A 15,455-nucleotide genomic window follows, 5' to 3' on the forward strand; every position below is an offset into this window, starting at 1 on the left:
TAATGGCTTCCAAACAAAAACATTTTTATGTTAATTACTGTTTTATAAACTTACACTAATCTAATATTGACAAAAAAAATATTATTTATTTATGACCACTTATAATGATTACCTTAAGCAGATCGAAGAAAGAAAAGATCAGGGACTTAATCCTCAGCCCATAGATGGTGCCGAATTATTAAGCGAAATTATTGCTCAAATTAAAGATGTAAATCACGAGCATCGCAAAGATTCTCTAAATTTCTTTATATATAATGTTTTACCAGGAACTACAAGTGCTGCTACGGTAAAAGCTAAGTTTTTAAAAGAAATTGTTTTAGGCGAATCTTTAGTTGAAGAAATTACTCCAGCATTCGCTTTAGAGCAATTATCGCATATGAAAGGAGGACCTTCTATAGAAGTGCTATTAGATTTAGCTTTAAGTGACAATGTTGAAATTGCAAAACAAGCTGCTGAAGTACTTAAAACACAAGTGTTTTTATATGATGCCGATACAGATCGTTTAGAAAATGCTTATAAAGCGGGAAATGCTATTGCTAAAGATTTACTTGAAAGCTACGTAAAGGCCGAGTTTTTTACAAAACTTCCAGAAATTGACGAAAAAATAGATGTGGTAACATTTATAGCTGGTGTAGGTGATATTTCTACAGATTTATTATCGCCTGGTGGTGATGCACACTCGCGTTCAGATAGAGAATTACATGGTCAGTGTATATTCGAACACAATAAAGAACAACAAAACGAACTAAAAGCCTTACAAGCAAAGCACCCAGATAAAAGAGTGATGCTAATTGCAGAAAAAGGTACTATGGGTGTAGGATCTTCTAGAATGTCGGGTGTAAACAACGTGGCATTATGGACAGGAATTAAAGCAAGTCCTTATGTTCCTTTTATTAACATAGCTCCAGTAATTGCGGGAACAAACGGGATTTCTCCTATTTTTTTAACTACAGTTGGTGTAACTGGAGGTATTGGTTTAGATCTTAAAAACTGGGTACAGCAAAAAGATGAGGAAGGAAAAACCATTGTGGATGCAGATGGAGAGCCTGTATTAAAAGAAGTATATTCTGTTGCAACAGGAACAGTACTTACCATTAATACAAAAGAGAAAAAACTTTATAAAGGAGATACCGTATTAAAAGATATTTCAGATGCATTTACGCCTCAGAAAATGGAATTTATGAAGGCAGGTGGATCTTACGCCGTTGTTTTTGGTAAAAAATTACAAACTATTGCCGCTAAAATTTTAGGAGTAGAAGCGCCTCAAGTTTATGCGCCATCAAAAGAAATTTCTGTTGAAGGGCAGGGGCTTACGGCTGTAGAAAAAATATTCAATAAAAATGCTGTTGGAAATACTCCAGATAAAGTGTTACACGCAGGATCAGACGTTCGTGTAGAAGTTAACATTGTAGGTTCTCAAGATACTACAGGTTTAATGACCTCTCAAGAATTAGAGATGATGGCTGCTAAAGTTATTTCTCCAATTGTAGATGGCGCTTACCAATCGGGTTGTCATACCGCTTCTGTTTGGGATAGTAAATCAAAAGCAAATATTCCTAGATTAATGAAATTTATGAACGACTTTGGTTTAATTACGGGTCGTGATCCTAAAGGAAAATACTTCCCAATGACCGATGTTATTCATAAAGTACTTAATGATATTACTGTTGGAGATTGGGATATTATTATTGGTGGAGATTCGCACACACGTATGTCTAAAGGAGTTGCTTTTGGAGCAGATTCAGGAACCGTAGCTTTAGCACTTGCTACAGGTGAGGCTACCATGCCAATTCCACAATCTGTAAAAGTTACCTTTAAAGGTGAAATGAAATCTTATATGGATTTCCGTGATGTTGTTCACGCTACACAACAACAAATGTTAAAGCAATTTGGTGGCGAAAACGTATTCCAAGGTCGAGTTATTGAGGTACACATTGGTACACTTACTGCCGATCAAGCTTTTACATTTACAGATTGGACAGCCGAAATGAAAGCGAAGGCATCTATCTGTATTTCTGAAGATGATACTTTAATTGAATCTTTAGAAATTGCAAAAGGACGTATCCAAATCATGATTGATAAAGGTATGGATAATGATAAACAAGTGCTTAAAGGACTTGTTGAAAAAGCTGAAACTAGAATTACTGAACTTAAAACAGGAATTAAACCTGCTTTAAGACCGGATGCTAATGCTAAATATCATGCAGAAGTTATTATCGATTTAGACGAAATAGCCGAACCAATGATTGCAGATCCAGATGTAAATAACGATGATGTTTCTAAACGTTATACCCATGATACTATTAGACCTTTATCTTTTTATGGAGGAACTAAAAAAGTAGATTTAGGATTTGTAGGGTCTTGTATGGTTCATAAAGGTGATATGAAAATATTGGCTCAAATGTTAAAAAATATTGAAGCTCAACACGGAAAAGTTGAATTTAAAGCGCCTTTAGTTGTTGCGCCTCCAACTTACAATATTGTCGATGAGTTAAAAGCAGAAGGCGATTGGGATGTTTTAGTAAAATATTCAGGTTTTGAGTTTGATGATAGCGCACCAAAAGGATTGGCTCGTACTAAGTACGAAAATATGTTATACTTAGAGCGCCCAGGTTGTAACTTATGTATGGGGAATCAAGAAAAAGCAGAACCGGGAGATACGGTTATGGCAACCTCTACACGTTTATTCCAAGGTCGAGTTGTAAAAGATGATGGTGAGAAAAAAGGTGAATCATTATTATCATCTACGCCGGTAGTTGTATTATCTACCGTTTTAGGAAGAACTCCAACCTTAGCAGAATATGAAGCTGCAGTAGACGGTATTGTTTTAACGAAGTTTAAGCCTTCTACAAAACAACTCGTGAGATAATTAGAATATAATTAGTTATTATAATTAAAAGCTTGAATCTTAGATTCAAGCTTTTTTTGTTTTATACAGTTCATTATATATTTTTTCAAGTTAAAAAAAATAACCATTATGTTTTATTTTAGTACTTTTATAAAAAGACCTAATAGAAGTCTTTATTTTTAGTTGTTATAGGAGTTAAATATTTAGAACAGCGAAGGTTGTGTTAAAATGATTTAACGTTATCAAAGGGTGAAATTATGATTATAATAAGTCTATATTTTGTATCTTGTAGTAATTAAAATCAAATAACAAAAAACAAATATTTTATGGCATTTGACATCGACATGATTAAAGAGGTTTATACCAAAATGGCAGAGCGTGTAGATAAAGCACGAGGCATTGTAGGTAAACCGCTAACACTTTCAGAAAAGATTTTATATTCTCATTTGTGGGATGGAAGCCCAACCGAGGCCTTCTCTAGAGGTAAGGATTATGTAGATTTTGCACCAGATAGAATTGCATGTCAAGATGCAACGGCCCAAATGGCCTTGTTGCAATTTATGCAGGCTGGAAAACCTAAAGTAGCTGTGCCAACCACAGTACATTGCGATCACTTAATTCAAGCAAAAGACGGAGCAGCTAAAGATTTAAAACACGCCAACAGCGTAAGCAGTGAGGTTTTTAATTTCCTAGAATCTGTATCAAATAAGTATGGTATCGGTTTTTGGAAACCAGGTGCAGGAATTATTCACCAAGTAGTTTTAGAAAATTACGCCTTCCCTGGAGGGATGATGATTGGTACCGATTCTCATACCGTTAACGCGGGTGGTTTAGGTATGGTCGCTATTGGTGTTGGTGGCGCCGATGCTGTAGATGTTATGGCAGGTATGGCTTGGGAGCTTAAATTTCCTAAATTAATAGGTGTGAAGTTAACTGGTAAATTATCAGGGTGGACTGCACCAAAAGATGTTATTTTAAAAGTAGCCGAAATTCTTACAGCAAAAGGAGGAACCGGAGCTATTGTTGAGTATTTTGGCCCTGGAGCAACCGCAATGTCTTGTACAGGTAAAGGAACCATTTGTAACATGGGAGCTGAAATTGGGGCAACAACTTCAACTTTTGGCTACGATGAATCTATGGAGCGTTATTTACGCGCTACAGACAGAAGTGATGTGGCCGATGCCGCAAATGCCGTTAAAGAACACTTAACAGGAGATGCTGAGGTATATACAAACCCAGAACAATATTTCGATGAACTTATTGAAATTAACTTGTCAGAATTAAGCCCATTATTAAACGGCCCGTTCACTCCAGACTTATCTACACCAGTAGGTAAAGATATGAATAAGAAAGCTACTGATAACGAATGGCCTATAAAAGTAGAATGGGGATTAATTGGTTCTTGTACCAACTCCTCTTACGAAGATTTATCTAGAGCATCATCCATAGCACAACAAGCCTTAGATAAAGGTTTAAAAATGAAAGCTGAATTAGGAATTAACCCAGGGTCAGAGCAAGTGCGCTATACAGCCGATCGCGATGGAATTCTTGGGATTTTTGAAAAATTAGACGCTAAAATATTTACAAATGCTTGTGGGCCATGTATTGGGCAATGGGCAAGATATAGCGATCCTAAAAACGCACCTAAAAATAGTATTGTACATTCTTTTAATAGAAACTTTGCGAAACGTGCCGATGGAAACCCAAACACACACGCCTTTGTAGCGTCTCCAGAAATAACGGCAGCCATTGCCATTGCTGGGCGTTTAGACTTCAATCCAATGACCGATAAGTTAATTAATGAAAATGGAGAAGAAGTGATGTTCGATGAGCCTACAGGGTGGGAGTTACCGCCAAAAGGTTTCGAAGTAAAAGACAATGGGTATTTGGCTCCAGAAGCCGATGGTAGCCACGTACAAGTAAAAGTAGCCGAAGATTCAGAGCGTTTACAATTACTAACACCATTTACTCCGCTAGGAGACCATATTGCGGGGGCAAAACTTTTAATAAAAGCCTTAGGTAAATGTACCACCGACCATATTTCTATGGCAGGCCCTTGGTTACGTTTTCGTGGGCATTTAGATAATATTTCAAACAACTGTTTAATTGGAGCTATTAACGCATTTGGCGAAAAAACTAACTTTGTTAAAAACCAATTAACAGGAGAGTTTGGTGGTGTTCCAGATACTGCACGTGCTTATAAAGCAGCAGGTATTAAATCGATTGTAGTTGGCGACCATAATTATGGCGAGGGATCGTCTCGTGAGCATGCCGCTATGGAACCACGACACTTAGGTGTTGCGGCAGTTATTGTAAAATCTTTTGCACGTATTCACGAAACAAACCTTAAAAAACAAGGAATGTTAGGTTTAACCTTTGCAAACGAAAACGATTACGATTTAATTCAAGAGGATGATACCTTCAACTTCACAGATTTAAATGAATTTGCACCAGACAAACCGTTAACTTTAGAAATTGTACATACCGATGGTAGTACCGATGTTATTAAATTAAACCACACTTATAACGACGCGCAAATAGCTTGGTATAAAGAAGGTTCTGCTCTTAATTTAATTAAAAAAGAAAATAACGGGTAAATAGTAAATAAGGCTTGCAAAGTTTTTAAAACCTTGTAACATCTTAATCTTATAAAAATCTAGCTCTTGGGCTAGATTTTTTTGTTTTATACGTTTTCTATTTAGGGCGTTACCCAAGGGTCGGGCTTTCCGCTATATCTTTTTGCTGGAAGCCTAGATTTTTTCAAGGTTTTAAGTCTAATTTAAAGGTCGTTTTCTTTAGTAAAGTTACCAGTTAATTTACGCAAAAAGGATGCCGCATCAATCCCTAACGCGGTGATAATCCGTAAGGTTTAGTCAATTATTAGCTGTCAAAATGTCAATTGCTATAGTGTTTCAACAAAAAAGGAAATATTATAAATACAATCAATTTTTATCAATAACCTCTTGCAGCGTTTTATTAAAACTATTCGTTTTTACAACCGTATTTCCTAATCCCCAAATAGAGGCATGAGCCGTAAAATGAATGTTTTCAGGAATACCTTTTACCTTTTTTTTAAAGGTAATTTCTTTGCTTATTTTTAAATACAAACCATAATTTAAAACAGAAGCACTTTCAACCGTAGCACCCTTTGGATATATAATAACTTGCTCTTTAGGGTTTACATGGAAGCCTGTATAATATAGGCTGTTATTTACCTTTGTGTTCGAGCCGTTTTTTTCGCGTTCTGTAGTAATTTTTATTTCAGAATGTAGTTTAAACAGGTTTATTGGATTAAAATATATCAATAAAATAAGAACCACGAAAATGATTAATTGCTTCTTCTTCATTGAATTCTTTGGGTATTATTTTTATTTTGCATTTGTTATATCAATTGGCATACTCAAATACCGTTCTCAACATTTAGTTTATAATAGACTGGTTTAACGAATTTATGATTTTTTTCTTACAAACTAAAAAATAGTAGATTTTAAAAATATTTATTTTCAATCGTTCAATTTATCTTATGGGTTTGTTTATAAAACAATGATTTATAAATGTTTAAAATAAGTCCTTTATTAAAACTTGTAATTATCTTAACAAGCTTAATTTGTTGTTGGCGAGTAGTTTTTCTATATTTGCACCATGGTAAAAGGCATACACGAAAAGAGAAATAATAGAATCTTTAACTTCAGTTTTCTAGTTTTTAGAACGCAGTCCGATAAATTTATCCCTCCTGGATTCTAGTCTAAGCCAACCTTTCCTTTTTACAATATTTTTGCATTTTCATTATATACTTATGTTTTTAGGTAAATAATGAGCTATTCTGTTTGCCTAGTTTATAGGCATAATCATAAATAATATCATTTAATGACTATTACGACTTTTGATGCCTTTTCGCGACTATCAATTAACGAAATCTCTCGTATTTCAAAATTTTTGTATAACCATTCAGGAGCTTTTAAAGATTCTAAAAGCGCTATTCGGAAATCAATTATGTATGCTGCAAAGGAAGTTCCAGGCCTTGGGGGCTATGTTTTTATTATGGAAAATAATGACGAAATATTGGGCGCCATAGTGGTAAATAGAACAGGTATGAATGAATATTTAGCCGAAAATATATTGGTTTATATGGCGGTAAAAGATACTTATAGAGGAGAGGGGATTGCTAAAAAACTACTATCGCATACTATAAAATATTGTACGGGCGATATTGCGATACATATAAATAAAGATAATCCTGTTATAGAACTTTTTGAAAAACAGGGTTTTAAATCAAGAAATATAGAAATGCGATTAGAACGATAATCCATTCTTTTAAAATATACACAAATGAAAATATTAAGAGTAAAAAGAAATACAACTTACGAAAAAATACACAGTGTTAAAATGGGCGAACTTACAAGTAAAGTTACATATATAAAAACATACTTGTTTGGATTGCCTATAAAAACTTTGCATAAATATCGAGAAACTTATTATGGTGAAGTAAAAGATTATAAAGACTGTATTCTTTTTGTTTAACCTAAAACTATAAACATTAACTAAATATATATTAAATGAAAGTATTGGTAATTGGAGCAGGAAACATGGGGCTTACATATGCAGAAGGCATGTCTAAATCTAAACTGTTAAAAAAGAGAAATATTATGGTTTTGGATAAGTCTGAAGAGAAATTGGAAGCGCTTAATCAAATGTCTCATTTTGATGCCTTTAAGGAGCTTGAAGACTGTGTGCCAAAAGCAGATATTATTTTTATAGCCGTAAAACCATATCATGCCGAGGGAGTTTTTAAAGCTATTCGTCCTTTGGTAAATTCACAACAAATTATGGTGTCTATCATGGCCGGCGTTACTATAACTTCTATAAAAGAACTTACAGGCCTAGATAAAATAGTGCGTGCCATGCCTAATTTGCCTGCGCAAATAGGAAAGGGGTTAACCTCTTATGTGACGTCGCCAGAAGTGTCGAGAATAGAAATGTTAACGGTAGAAAGTTTGTTAGATACCACAGGGAAATCCATGCAGGTTTCTAGTGAAAAATTAATTGATGCCTCTACTGGAATTTCGGGTAGTGGACCTGCTTATGTATTTTATTTTATGCAAAGTATGATGGAAGCAGCGCTTCAAATGGGCTTTTCAAAAAATGATTCCTCTGTTTTGGTAAGCCAAACTTTTACCGGAGCAATCGAGCTGTTTAATCAGTCTAATTTATCGCCAAACTCTTGGATGGACAGGGTAGCCTCTAAAGGCGGAACCACACGAGCTGCATTGGACTCTATGGAAGATAATAATGTTAATGAACTAATAAAAGAAGCCGCTTTTGCAGCATTTAACCGTGCGGTAGAAATGGGAAAAGAACACTAAAAATGTGTAAACAAAGAATAGTAATTAAGGTTGGTACCAATGTAATGACCAACAAAGACAATAGAATTGTAAAACCAGTTTTAGATCGATTAGTAAAACAAATAGCAGAACTTTATGAGCGAGATATTATGACAATATTAGTGTCTTCGGGTTCTGCAATTGCGGGAAAGGAAGTTTTAGGGAAATCTAAAATTAAAGATAAAACAGTAAGACGCCAAGTGTATTCATCCATTGGACAACCAAGAATGATGCGGCTTTATTATGGTATTTTTCATGATTATGGATTAAAATGTGCGCAAGTACTTCCTACTAAACGCGATTTTTCACCTGGAATTCACAGACAAAATATGATTAATTGCTGTGAAGGATTATTGTCTGAAGGCGTTATTCCTATTGCAAATGAAGATGATGCCGTATCGGTAACCATGTCTATGTTTTCCGATAATGATGAGTTAGCGAGTTTAATTGCTCAGCTTATAAATGCCGATAAGCTTATTATTTTAACAGATATCGACGGACTTTACACCGGGCATCCAGATGCCGCAAGTAGCGATTTAGTAAAAAATGTCGATCCTGAGGAGGATCTCGATAAGTATATTCAAGAAAATACAAAAGCCGAAGGAGAGGGCCGTGGCGGTATGGGATCGAAACTTGATTATGCGCAACAAACAGCGGCCAATAATATTCCAACTTATATTGCTAATGGTAAAAAAGACAATACTATTATTGATATTATAGATGGAAAATCAGTAGGCACAAAAGTGTCTCTTTAAAAAAAATGACCATGAAATTATTATCAGAAAAAATAAAAAATAGTGTTTTAAAAAGTATGGAAATCCTTTTAAAGGAAAATGAAGACGCTTTATTAAATGCTAATAAAAAAGATATTACGGCCTTTAATCAAGAAGATCAAGCCATGTACGATCGATTAATTTTAAATAGTAAAAAAATTGACGGTATGATTATTGCAATACAAGTCGTTCGTGAACAGGAAGATCCATTAAATAAAATTATTAGCAGAAAACAATTTGACAATGGTTTAGATGTTGTAAATAAAACAGCACCATTTGGAACTATAATGATTATTTATGAATCTCGACCCGATGTCACTGTAGAAGCTACCGTGCTTGCTTTTAAAGCAAACAATAAAATACTACTAAAAGGCGGTAAAGAAGCCGTGAATAGTAACGCGGCTATTGTTAAACTTTGGCATAAAGCACTTGAAGAAAATAATTTAAGTACCGATTATATCCAAATGTTAACCATGAACCGCGAAGAAACACAAGCATTCTTAAAAAATCCAACGGAGCAGTTAGATTTAATTGTACCCAGAGGAGGCGAGAAACTTATTAAATTTGTAAAAGAACATGCCACATGTGCGGTTTTGGTGAGTGGGCGTGGCAATAATTTTTTGTATGTCGATGAGGCAGCAAATTGGAAGCAAACTATTGAGGTTATTTTAAATGCAAAAACACAGAAAATTTCAGCTTGTAATGCCCTCGATAAAATATTAGTGAGTAAAAAAATTCCTGATTATGCGGGTAGAATTTCAGAATTAACTGAAATATTAAAAAGTAGTGGTGTAGATGTTTTAGTTGATAACGATACAAAATCAATTTTAAAAGGTGAAAAACCAATTGATGATCAATCCATTTGGTATCAAGAATTTTTAGAAATGAAATGCTGCATCGGATCGGTAAATTCTGTTTTTGAAGCTATTGAAAAAATAAATGAATATTCAGGAGGACATTCTGCAACCATAATGACTACAAATTCAGATGTTGCCAAAACCTTTATGGAACAAGTAGATTGTGCTGTAGTCTATCAAAACGCATCAACTCGCTTTACCGATGGGGGGCAAATAGGCGTAGGGGCAGAACTTGCTATTAGTACGGATAAATTGCATCACCGTGGGCCACTAGGTCTAAAAGAACTGGTTACAAATAAGTACTATGTTTTTGGAGATGGCCAGGTTAGGGTTTAAAATAAGGATTCTTTCATAATTAAATCTTAATAAAATAAGTTTGAAATCTCAGGTTAAATTTTAATCTGAGATTTTTTATTTCTAAAAAGAGAATACAAATTATTATTTAGCACCCAAAATCAAGTGCAGAAAGAAATAACTTTATATAATGTTTGTTTAACTTTAGCTTAATAGTATTTCTTAGTAAGAGTTCTATATTTGTAGTGCTATTAAATTAGTGGTAATTACATTAGTTAGACTTCAAATGTCGAAGATAAACTAGTGTTTTTTGCTTTATAATAGGTTTGTTAATAGGAAAAAATCTCATTACCTCAGAATTTGGTTCGGAAAAGCGACAGGGCTTTCAAATCCATCTTTTCCTATGGCTGCAATTCCGAAAAAATAATTGTCAATTACAATACCATCAAGCATAAATTCTAATACATTTCCAACATAGCGGCTGTAATCCCAAGTAGGAGAAGTGGTATCTCGCCAATATATTTTATAGCCTATGGCGCCTTCAACCTTATCCCATTTAAATTTAACCGACGGCTCTACAATACCGCCAATGGCTACTGTTTTTGGGGCTGGTGGAGCCCACGCCAAACTCGCTAAATTTATGGCATTTACAGCGGTTAATTTTTTTGCATAATCAAAATTAACATGTTCTATAACATCGCCATATTTAACACCATTTTCCTCACGAATATCTTGGTGTTGTTGCGTGTAGTTTTCGTGAGCTTCCATAATGCGTATTCCTGCAAAACCTAAGTCGTTAAAAGGTCTGTGATGTCCGCCACGACCAAAACGATCTAATCTGTAAATCATCAAGGGGTTCATTTCAGGCATATATGTTTTTACCGTTTTATGTACATAACGCGCTAATTGTCGCGAAATACCATCAACTTCCCCTCCATAAAATCTTCTAAGTTTACGTGCTTTTTCGGTTTCGTTAGCAGGAACAGGTTCAGAAAATATTCGAAAGCTTCTATTGTCAATAACGCCATCCACACCTTTTATATTTCCTATCATGTCGTTATTAAGGATTCCAATAATATCCCAACCTTGTTTCTTGGCATATTTTGCTAAACCGCCACCGCCAAATAACCCTTGCTCTTCACCTGATAAGCCAACATAAATAATACTGTTTTCAAACTGGTATTTACTTAATACTCGGGCGGCTTCAATAGTGCCCGCCATTCCTGAGGCATTATCATTTGCTCCCGGAGCATCTTTTGTGAAATCCATGGTGTCACTGCCTCGAGAGTCAATATCGCCACTCATTATAATATAACGATTTGGATATTTTGTTCCTTTTTGAATGGCTACCACATTAACAATCCAAGCATCATGTGGCACACGTTTGTTGCCTACTTTGGATACAAAATCTTTCTGATAAAAAACATCTAAACAATTTTTACAATCATTTGAAATAGTTTCAAATTCAGATTTAATCCAGCGTCTTGCGGCTCCAATACCTCTAGTGTTGGAAATAGTATCGCTAAAGGTATTTCTAGTGCCAAAATCAACCAAAGTTTGAACGTCTTTTTTTATACGTTCTGCGGAAACTGCATCAATAATATCGTATATTTTTGGATTGGTTTGGGAGGTTGCTATTGTAATAAATAATAAGGTAAGTGTGTTAAAAATGAACTTCATGATTTAGGGTTTAGAAGGAGTCAATGAATAGAATGATTTAGGTATTACGATTTTTTTTTACTAATATCGTGATTAATATTTATTTTACACAAAATAAAAGCGCCTCGAAAATTAATTCGAAGCGCTTTTTACATTTGAGTTAGTCACACAAATTCAATTATTGTATTAAAAGCAGTATTTGTTTTCTGCTTTTACTTTTTCTGCGATTTCGTTACGTAAATCTACAATATCTGGGTAGTTTTGGTATTTTGTAAAGCGTTTAAGCCCCATAAGCATCATGCGTTGTTCATCGCCTTCAGCAAAAGAAATAATACTTTCTTTTCCTTTTTCTTCTATAATATCTACAGCATGATATAAGTATAATTTGGACATCGCTATTTGAACAGATTGAGAATCGGCTCCAAAGCGTTTCGCATTTTTTTCGGTTCTTAAAATAGCCGATTCTGCCATATATATTTCAATTAAAATATCGGCGGCAGCTATAAGAAGTTGTTGATGTTTATCTAAATCTGGACCAAATTTTTGAACTGCTCCACCTGCAACCATTAAAAAGGTCTTTTTTAGCTTTTGAATCATGACTTTTTCTTCTGAAAATAATTCAGAATAATCTGGGGTTTCAAAAGAAGGAATGCCCATTAATTCTTCTTGTACTTTTTTAGCGGGTCCTAATAAATCTACATGGCCTTTCATGGCTTTTTTAACTAGCATTCCAACAGAAAGCATACGGTTTATTTCGTTTGTGCCTTCGTAAATACGTGCAATTCTAGCATCTCTCCAAGCAGATTCCATAGGAGTGTCTTCCGAAAAGCCCATCCCTCCAAAAATTTGAATACCTTCATCTGCCGCGAGTTGTACATCTTCAGAAACCGCTACTTTTAAAATAGAACATTCAATAGCATATTCTTCAACACCTTTTAATTCGGCTTCTTGATGTGTGTTTCCAGCAGCTTCTCGTAAGGCAATTCTATCTTCTATATTTTTTGCAGCTCTATAAGTTGCAGATTCTCCTACGTATGCATTAGTTGCCATTTCGGCTAATTTCACTTTAATAGCACCAAAATTTGAAATTGATGTTTTAAATTGTTTACGCTCGTTAGCATAATTTACAGCAGTTGATAAAATGCGTCGTTGAGAATCTAAACATGCTGCGGCCAATTTAATACGTCCAACATTTAAGGCATTCATAGCGATTTTAAAACCTTCACCACGACCAGCTAACATACTGTCTACAGGAACTACAGTGTCATTAAAAAATACTTGACGGGTAGAGGAAGCGCGAATACCTAGTTTGTGTTCTTCTTCGCCTAAAGTAATCCCGTTTGGATTTTCTTTATCGAATTCTACAATAAAACCGGTGATGTTTTTATCCTTTTCAATACGAGCAAAAACAATCATCAAACTACAGAAACCTGCATTTGAGATCCACATTTTTTGGCCGTTAATTTTATATGTTTTTCCGTCTTCCGAAAGGGTAGCCGTAGTTTTTCCGGAGTTAGCATCAGATCCTGCTCCAGGTTCGGTTAAGCAATAAGCGCCAAACCACTCTCCCGAAGCTAATTTAGGAACGTATTTTTGTTTTTGTTTCTCTGTGCCATAAAGGGTAATTGGCAGGGTGCCAATTCCTGTATGCGCTCCAAAAGCCGTACTAAACGAGCCTGTTCCAGAAGAAATATAATCGCATGTTAGCACGGTAGAAACAAAGCCCATGCCCATACCGCCATAGGCTTCGGGAACCGCTACACTTAAAAAGCCCATATCTCCAGCTTTACGCATAACTTCTTCGGTTAATGCATAGTCTTTAGCTTCAAAACGTGCTTTATGAGGAATAATTTCACGATCATTGAATTCCATTACGGATTCTTTCATCATGGTTTGTTCTTCTGAAAAATCTTCAGGAGTAAATACGTCTTCGCAATTTGTTTCTTTTACTAAGAACTGACCGCCACGAAGGATGTCTTTTTCTGTATCTGCCATAACTTTTTTATTAATTAGATTATAGAAGAAAGAAAATAGAAGATAGACCTTAATTGAGGCTATTTTGGAACCCCATTGTCATTCTCTGGAATTCCTCTATTTTTTCTTCAAGTATTTTTAAATTGTTTTCGTTTATATAATTTCTATGCTTTGCGACTAAAAGTTGCGTTCCTAATTCGAAAGAGGATCCTAAAGAAATATCCAAGAAATGACTAAAGGATTTATCTGTTCTAGCAGAACCTTCTGCAATATTACTTGGCATTGAGATAGAACACCTGCTCATTTGAGAACTTAAATCGAACCTTTCGTGCTTTGGAAAATTTAATAATAAGTCGGAAACATCATTTGTTATCTCTAAACCGAGCTTCCAAATTTTTAAATTCTTATAATTATGTCTTTGCTTAGCACACATCAGTCTTTTCTCTTTGTTCTATGATCTCTCTTCTTTAAGATAGGAATTCAAACACCCCACAAGCTCCTTGACCAGTACCAACACACATAGTAACCGCACCATATTTACCTGTCATATTACGCTTGCGCATTTCATCGAATAACTGTACAGAAAGTTTTGCTCCGGTACATCCTAGCGGGTGTCCAAGTGCAATGGCACCACCGTTGACGTTAATAATATCGGGATTAAGATTTAACTCTCTAATTACTGCTAAAGATTGGGAAGCAAAAGCTTCATTTAATTCAATTAAAGCTAAATCGTCTTGTTTTAAACCTGCTTGTTTTAATGCTTTTGGAATGGCTTTTACAGGGCCAATGCCCATAATTCGAGGTTCAACACCTGCTGCAGCATAGTTTACTAATCTAGCAATAGGTTCTAGATTTAATTCTTTAACCATTGCCTCGCTCATCACCATAACAAAAGCCGCGCCATCGCTCATTTGCGACGAGTTACCGGCTGTAACACTTCCGCCAGCAGCAAATACAGCTCTTAATTTTGCTAAAACTTCTTTGCTTGTTCCGGCACGAGGACCTTCATCTTTAGTTACAGTATAAGATTTTGTGGCTTTTTTTCCATTGGCATCTACATAAGTTTGTTCTACTTCAATAGGAACAATTTGATCTTGAAAACGATTTTCCGCTTGTGCTTTTAAGGCTTTCATGTGCGAATTAAAGGCAAATTCATCTTGGTCTTCACGAGATACTTTGAATTGTTTAGCTACCGCTTCCGCAGTATTTCCCATACCCCAGTAATAATTCTCATGACCGGCACTTACGGTATCGTAGTTTAGTTCGGGTTTAAACCCGGTCATAGGCACGGAACTCATACTTTCAGCCCCACCGGCAATAATACAATCTGCCATTCCAGCTTGGATTTTTGCTGTAGCAATACCAATAGTTTCTATTCCAGAAGAACAAAAACGATTTACGGTTACGCCCGGAACATCGACGCTGTTTAAACCTATTAATGAAATAAATCGAGCCATATTTAAACCTTGTGCTCCTTCTGGCATGGCATTACCTACAATAACGTCATCAATTCTTGAAACGTCAAGATTTGGTAATTCCTTCATCATGTGTTGGATGGTTTCAGCACCTAACTCATCGGCTCTTTTAAATCGGAACACGCCTTTTGGAGCTTTTCCAACTGCGGTTCTATATGCTTTTACAATGTAAGCTTGTTTGCTCATAATAGTAT

At 35.2% G+C, this 15,455-nt stretch carries 12 protein-coding genes; 7 read left to right on the forward strand and 5 right to left on the reverse strand.

Translation table 11 applies throughout. From position 1 onward, the window contains the following. The first annotated feature begins 91 nt into the window (after window positions 1-91). Together FQU21_RS00235 and FQU21_RS00240 are read left to right on the forward strand one after the other, a co-directional pair. Window positions 92-2,869: a bifunctional aconitate hydratase 2/2-methylisocitrate dehydratase gene (locus tag FQU21_RS00235; protein ID WP_147676013.1), complete on the forward strand. Its 2,778-nt coding sequence runs from the start codon at window positions 92-94 to the stop codon at window positions 2,867-2,869. 305 nt (window positions 2,870-3,174) lie between these two features. After that, on the forward strand, window positions 3,175-5,445 hold the full coding sequence (locus tag FQU21_RS00240; RefSeq protein ID WP_147676014.1) for an aconitate hydratase: 2,271 nt from the start codon (window positions 3,175-3,177) through the stop codon (window positions 5,443-5,445). Between the two features lie 345 nt (window positions 5,446-5,790). Here the strand turns inward: FQU21_RS00240 and FQU21_RS00245 are convergent, their stop codons facing one another. After that, the gene (locus FQU21_RS00245) at window positions 5,791-6,195 is read right to left on the reverse strand and encodes a hypothetical protein (protein WP_147676015.1); all 405 of its coding nucleotides are present in this window, start codon (window positions 6,193-6,195) and stop codon (window positions 5,791-5,793) included. Between the two features lie 520 nt (window positions 6,196-6,715). Between FQU21_RS00245 and FQU21_RS00250 the strand changes: the two genes are divergently transcribed. From FQU21_RS00250 to FQU21_RS00270, 5 genes are read left to right on the forward strand one after another with little or no spacing between them, the layout of a single operon-like run. Then, window positions 6,716-7,153, forward strand: coding sequence for a GNAT family N-acetyltransferase (locus tag FQU21_RS00250; RefSeq protein ID WP_147676016.1), 438 nt, complete (start codon window positions 6,716-6,718; stop codon window positions 7,151-7,153). Between the two features lie 24 nt (window positions 7,154-7,177). Next, window positions 7,178-7,369 (forward strand): hypothetical protein, encoded by a 192-nt coding sequence (locus FQU21_RS00255; RefSeq protein ID WP_147676017.1) that lies wholly within the window; start codon window positions 7,178-7,180, stop codon window positions 7,367-7,369. Window positions 7,370-7,404: 35 nt separating this feature from the next. Next, a complete protein-coding gene (proC, locus tag FQU21_RS00260) occupies window positions 7,405-8,211 on the forward strand; it encodes a pyrroline-5-carboxylate reductase (protein WP_147676018.1) in 807 nt (268 codons plus the stop codon). Between the two features lie 2 nt (window positions 8,212-8,213). After that, a complete protein-coding gene (gene proB, locus FQU21_RS00265) occupies window positions 8,214-8,984 on the forward strand; it encodes a glutamate 5-kinase (protein WP_147676019.1) in 771 nt (256 codons plus the stop codon). An 11-nt stretch (window positions 8,985-8,995) separates the two neighbouring features. Continuing rightward, complete coding sequence (locus FQU21_RS00270) at window positions 8,996-10,195, forward strand: glutamate-5-semialdehyde dehydrogenase (protein WP_147676020.1); 1,200 nt, start codon at window positions 8,996-8,998, stop codon at window positions 10,193-10,195. Between the two features lie 306 nt (window positions 10,196-10,501). Here FQU21_RS00270 and FQU21_RS00275 read toward each other — a convergent pair whose 3' ends face one another. The 4 genes from FQU21_RS00275 to FQU21_RS00290 form a co-directional block, all read right to left on the reverse strand. Next, complete coding sequence (locus tag FQU21_RS00275) at window positions 10,502-11,833, reverse strand: M28 family peptidase (RefSeq protein ID WP_147676021.1); 1,332 nt, start codon at window positions 11,831-11,833, stop codon at window positions 10,502-10,504. Between the two features lie 165 nt (window positions 11,834-11,998). Further along, the gene (locus tag FQU21_RS00280) at window positions 11,999-13,807 is read right to left on the reverse strand and encodes an acyl-CoA dehydrogenase family protein (protein WP_147676022.1); all 1,809 of its coding nucleotides are present in this window, start codon (window positions 13,805-13,807) and stop codon (window positions 11,999-12,001) included. A 49-nt stretch (window positions 13,808-13,856) separates the two neighbouring features. Continuing rightward, on the reverse strand, window positions 13,857-14,219 hold the full coding sequence (locus FQU21_RS00285) for a four helix bundle protein (protein WP_147676023.1): 363 nt from the start codon (window positions 14,217-14,219) through the stop codon (window positions 13,857-13,859). 34 nt (window positions 14,220-14,253) lie between these two features. Beyond that, window positions 14,254-15,447: an acetyl-CoA C-acyltransferase gene (locus tag FQU21_RS00290; protein ID WP_147676024.1), complete on the reverse strand. Its 1,194-nt coding sequence runs from the start codon at window positions 15,445-15,447 to the stop codon at window positions 14,254-14,256. Between the last annotated feature and the right edge of the window lie 8 nt (window positions 15,448-15,455).

It is taken from the genome of Algibacter pacificus, from assembly GCF_008033385.1.
Classification (GTDB): domain Bacteria; phylum Bacteroidota; class Bacteroidia; order Flavobacteriales; family Flavobacteriaceae; genus Algibacter; species Algibacter pacificus.

Excerpts from the sequence above, each read along its gene's own strand:
- proC (WP_147676018.1), top strand. The coding sequence starts at position 7,405 with ATGAAAGTATTGGTAATTGGAGCAGGAAACATGGGGCTTACATATGCA.
- FQU21_RS00285 (WP_147676023.1), bottom strand. The coding sequence starts at position 14,219 with ATGTGTGCTAAGCAAAGACATAATTATAAGAATTTAAAAATTTGGAAG.
- FQU21_RS00240 (WP_147676014.1), top strand. The coding sequence starts at position 3,175 with ATGGCATTTGACATCGACATGATTAAAGAGGTTTATACCAAAATGGCA.
- FQU21_RS00250 (WP_147676016.1), top strand. The coding sequence starts at position 6,716 with ATGACTATTACGACTTTTGATGCCTTTTCGCGACTATCAATTAACGAA.
- FQU21_RS00280 (WP_147676022.1), bottom strand. The coding sequence starts at position 13,807 with ATGGCAGATACAGAAAAAGACATCCTTCGTGGCGGTCAGTTCTTAGTA.
- FQU21_RS00275 (WP_147676021.1), bottom strand. The coding sequence starts at position 11,833 with ATGAAGTTCATTTTTAACACACTTACCTTATTATTTATTACAATAGCA.
- FQU21_RS00245 (WP_147676015.1), bottom strand. The coding sequence starts at position 6,195 with ATGAAGAAGAAGCAATTAATCATTTTCGTGGTTCTTATTTTATTGATA.
- proB (WP_147676019.1), top strand. The coding sequence starts at position 8,214 with ATGTGTAAACAAAGAATAGTAATTAAGGTTGGTACCAATGTAATGACC.
- FQU21_RS00235 (WP_147676013.1), top strand. The coding sequence starts at position 92 with ATGACCACTTATAATGATTACCTTAAGCAGATCGAAGAAAGAAAAGAT.
- FQU21_RS00290 (WP_147676024.1), bottom strand. The coding sequence starts at position 15,447 with ATGAGCAAACAAGCTTACATTGTAAAAGCATATAGAACCGCAGTTGGA.
- FQU21_RS00255 (WP_147676017.1), top strand. The coding sequence starts at position 7,178 with ATGAAAATATTAAGAGTAAAAAGAAATACAACTTACGAAAAAATACAC.
- FQU21_RS00270 (WP_147676020.1), top strand. The coding sequence starts at position 8,996 with ATGAAATTATTATCAGAAAAAATAAAAAATAGTGTTTTAAAAAGTATG.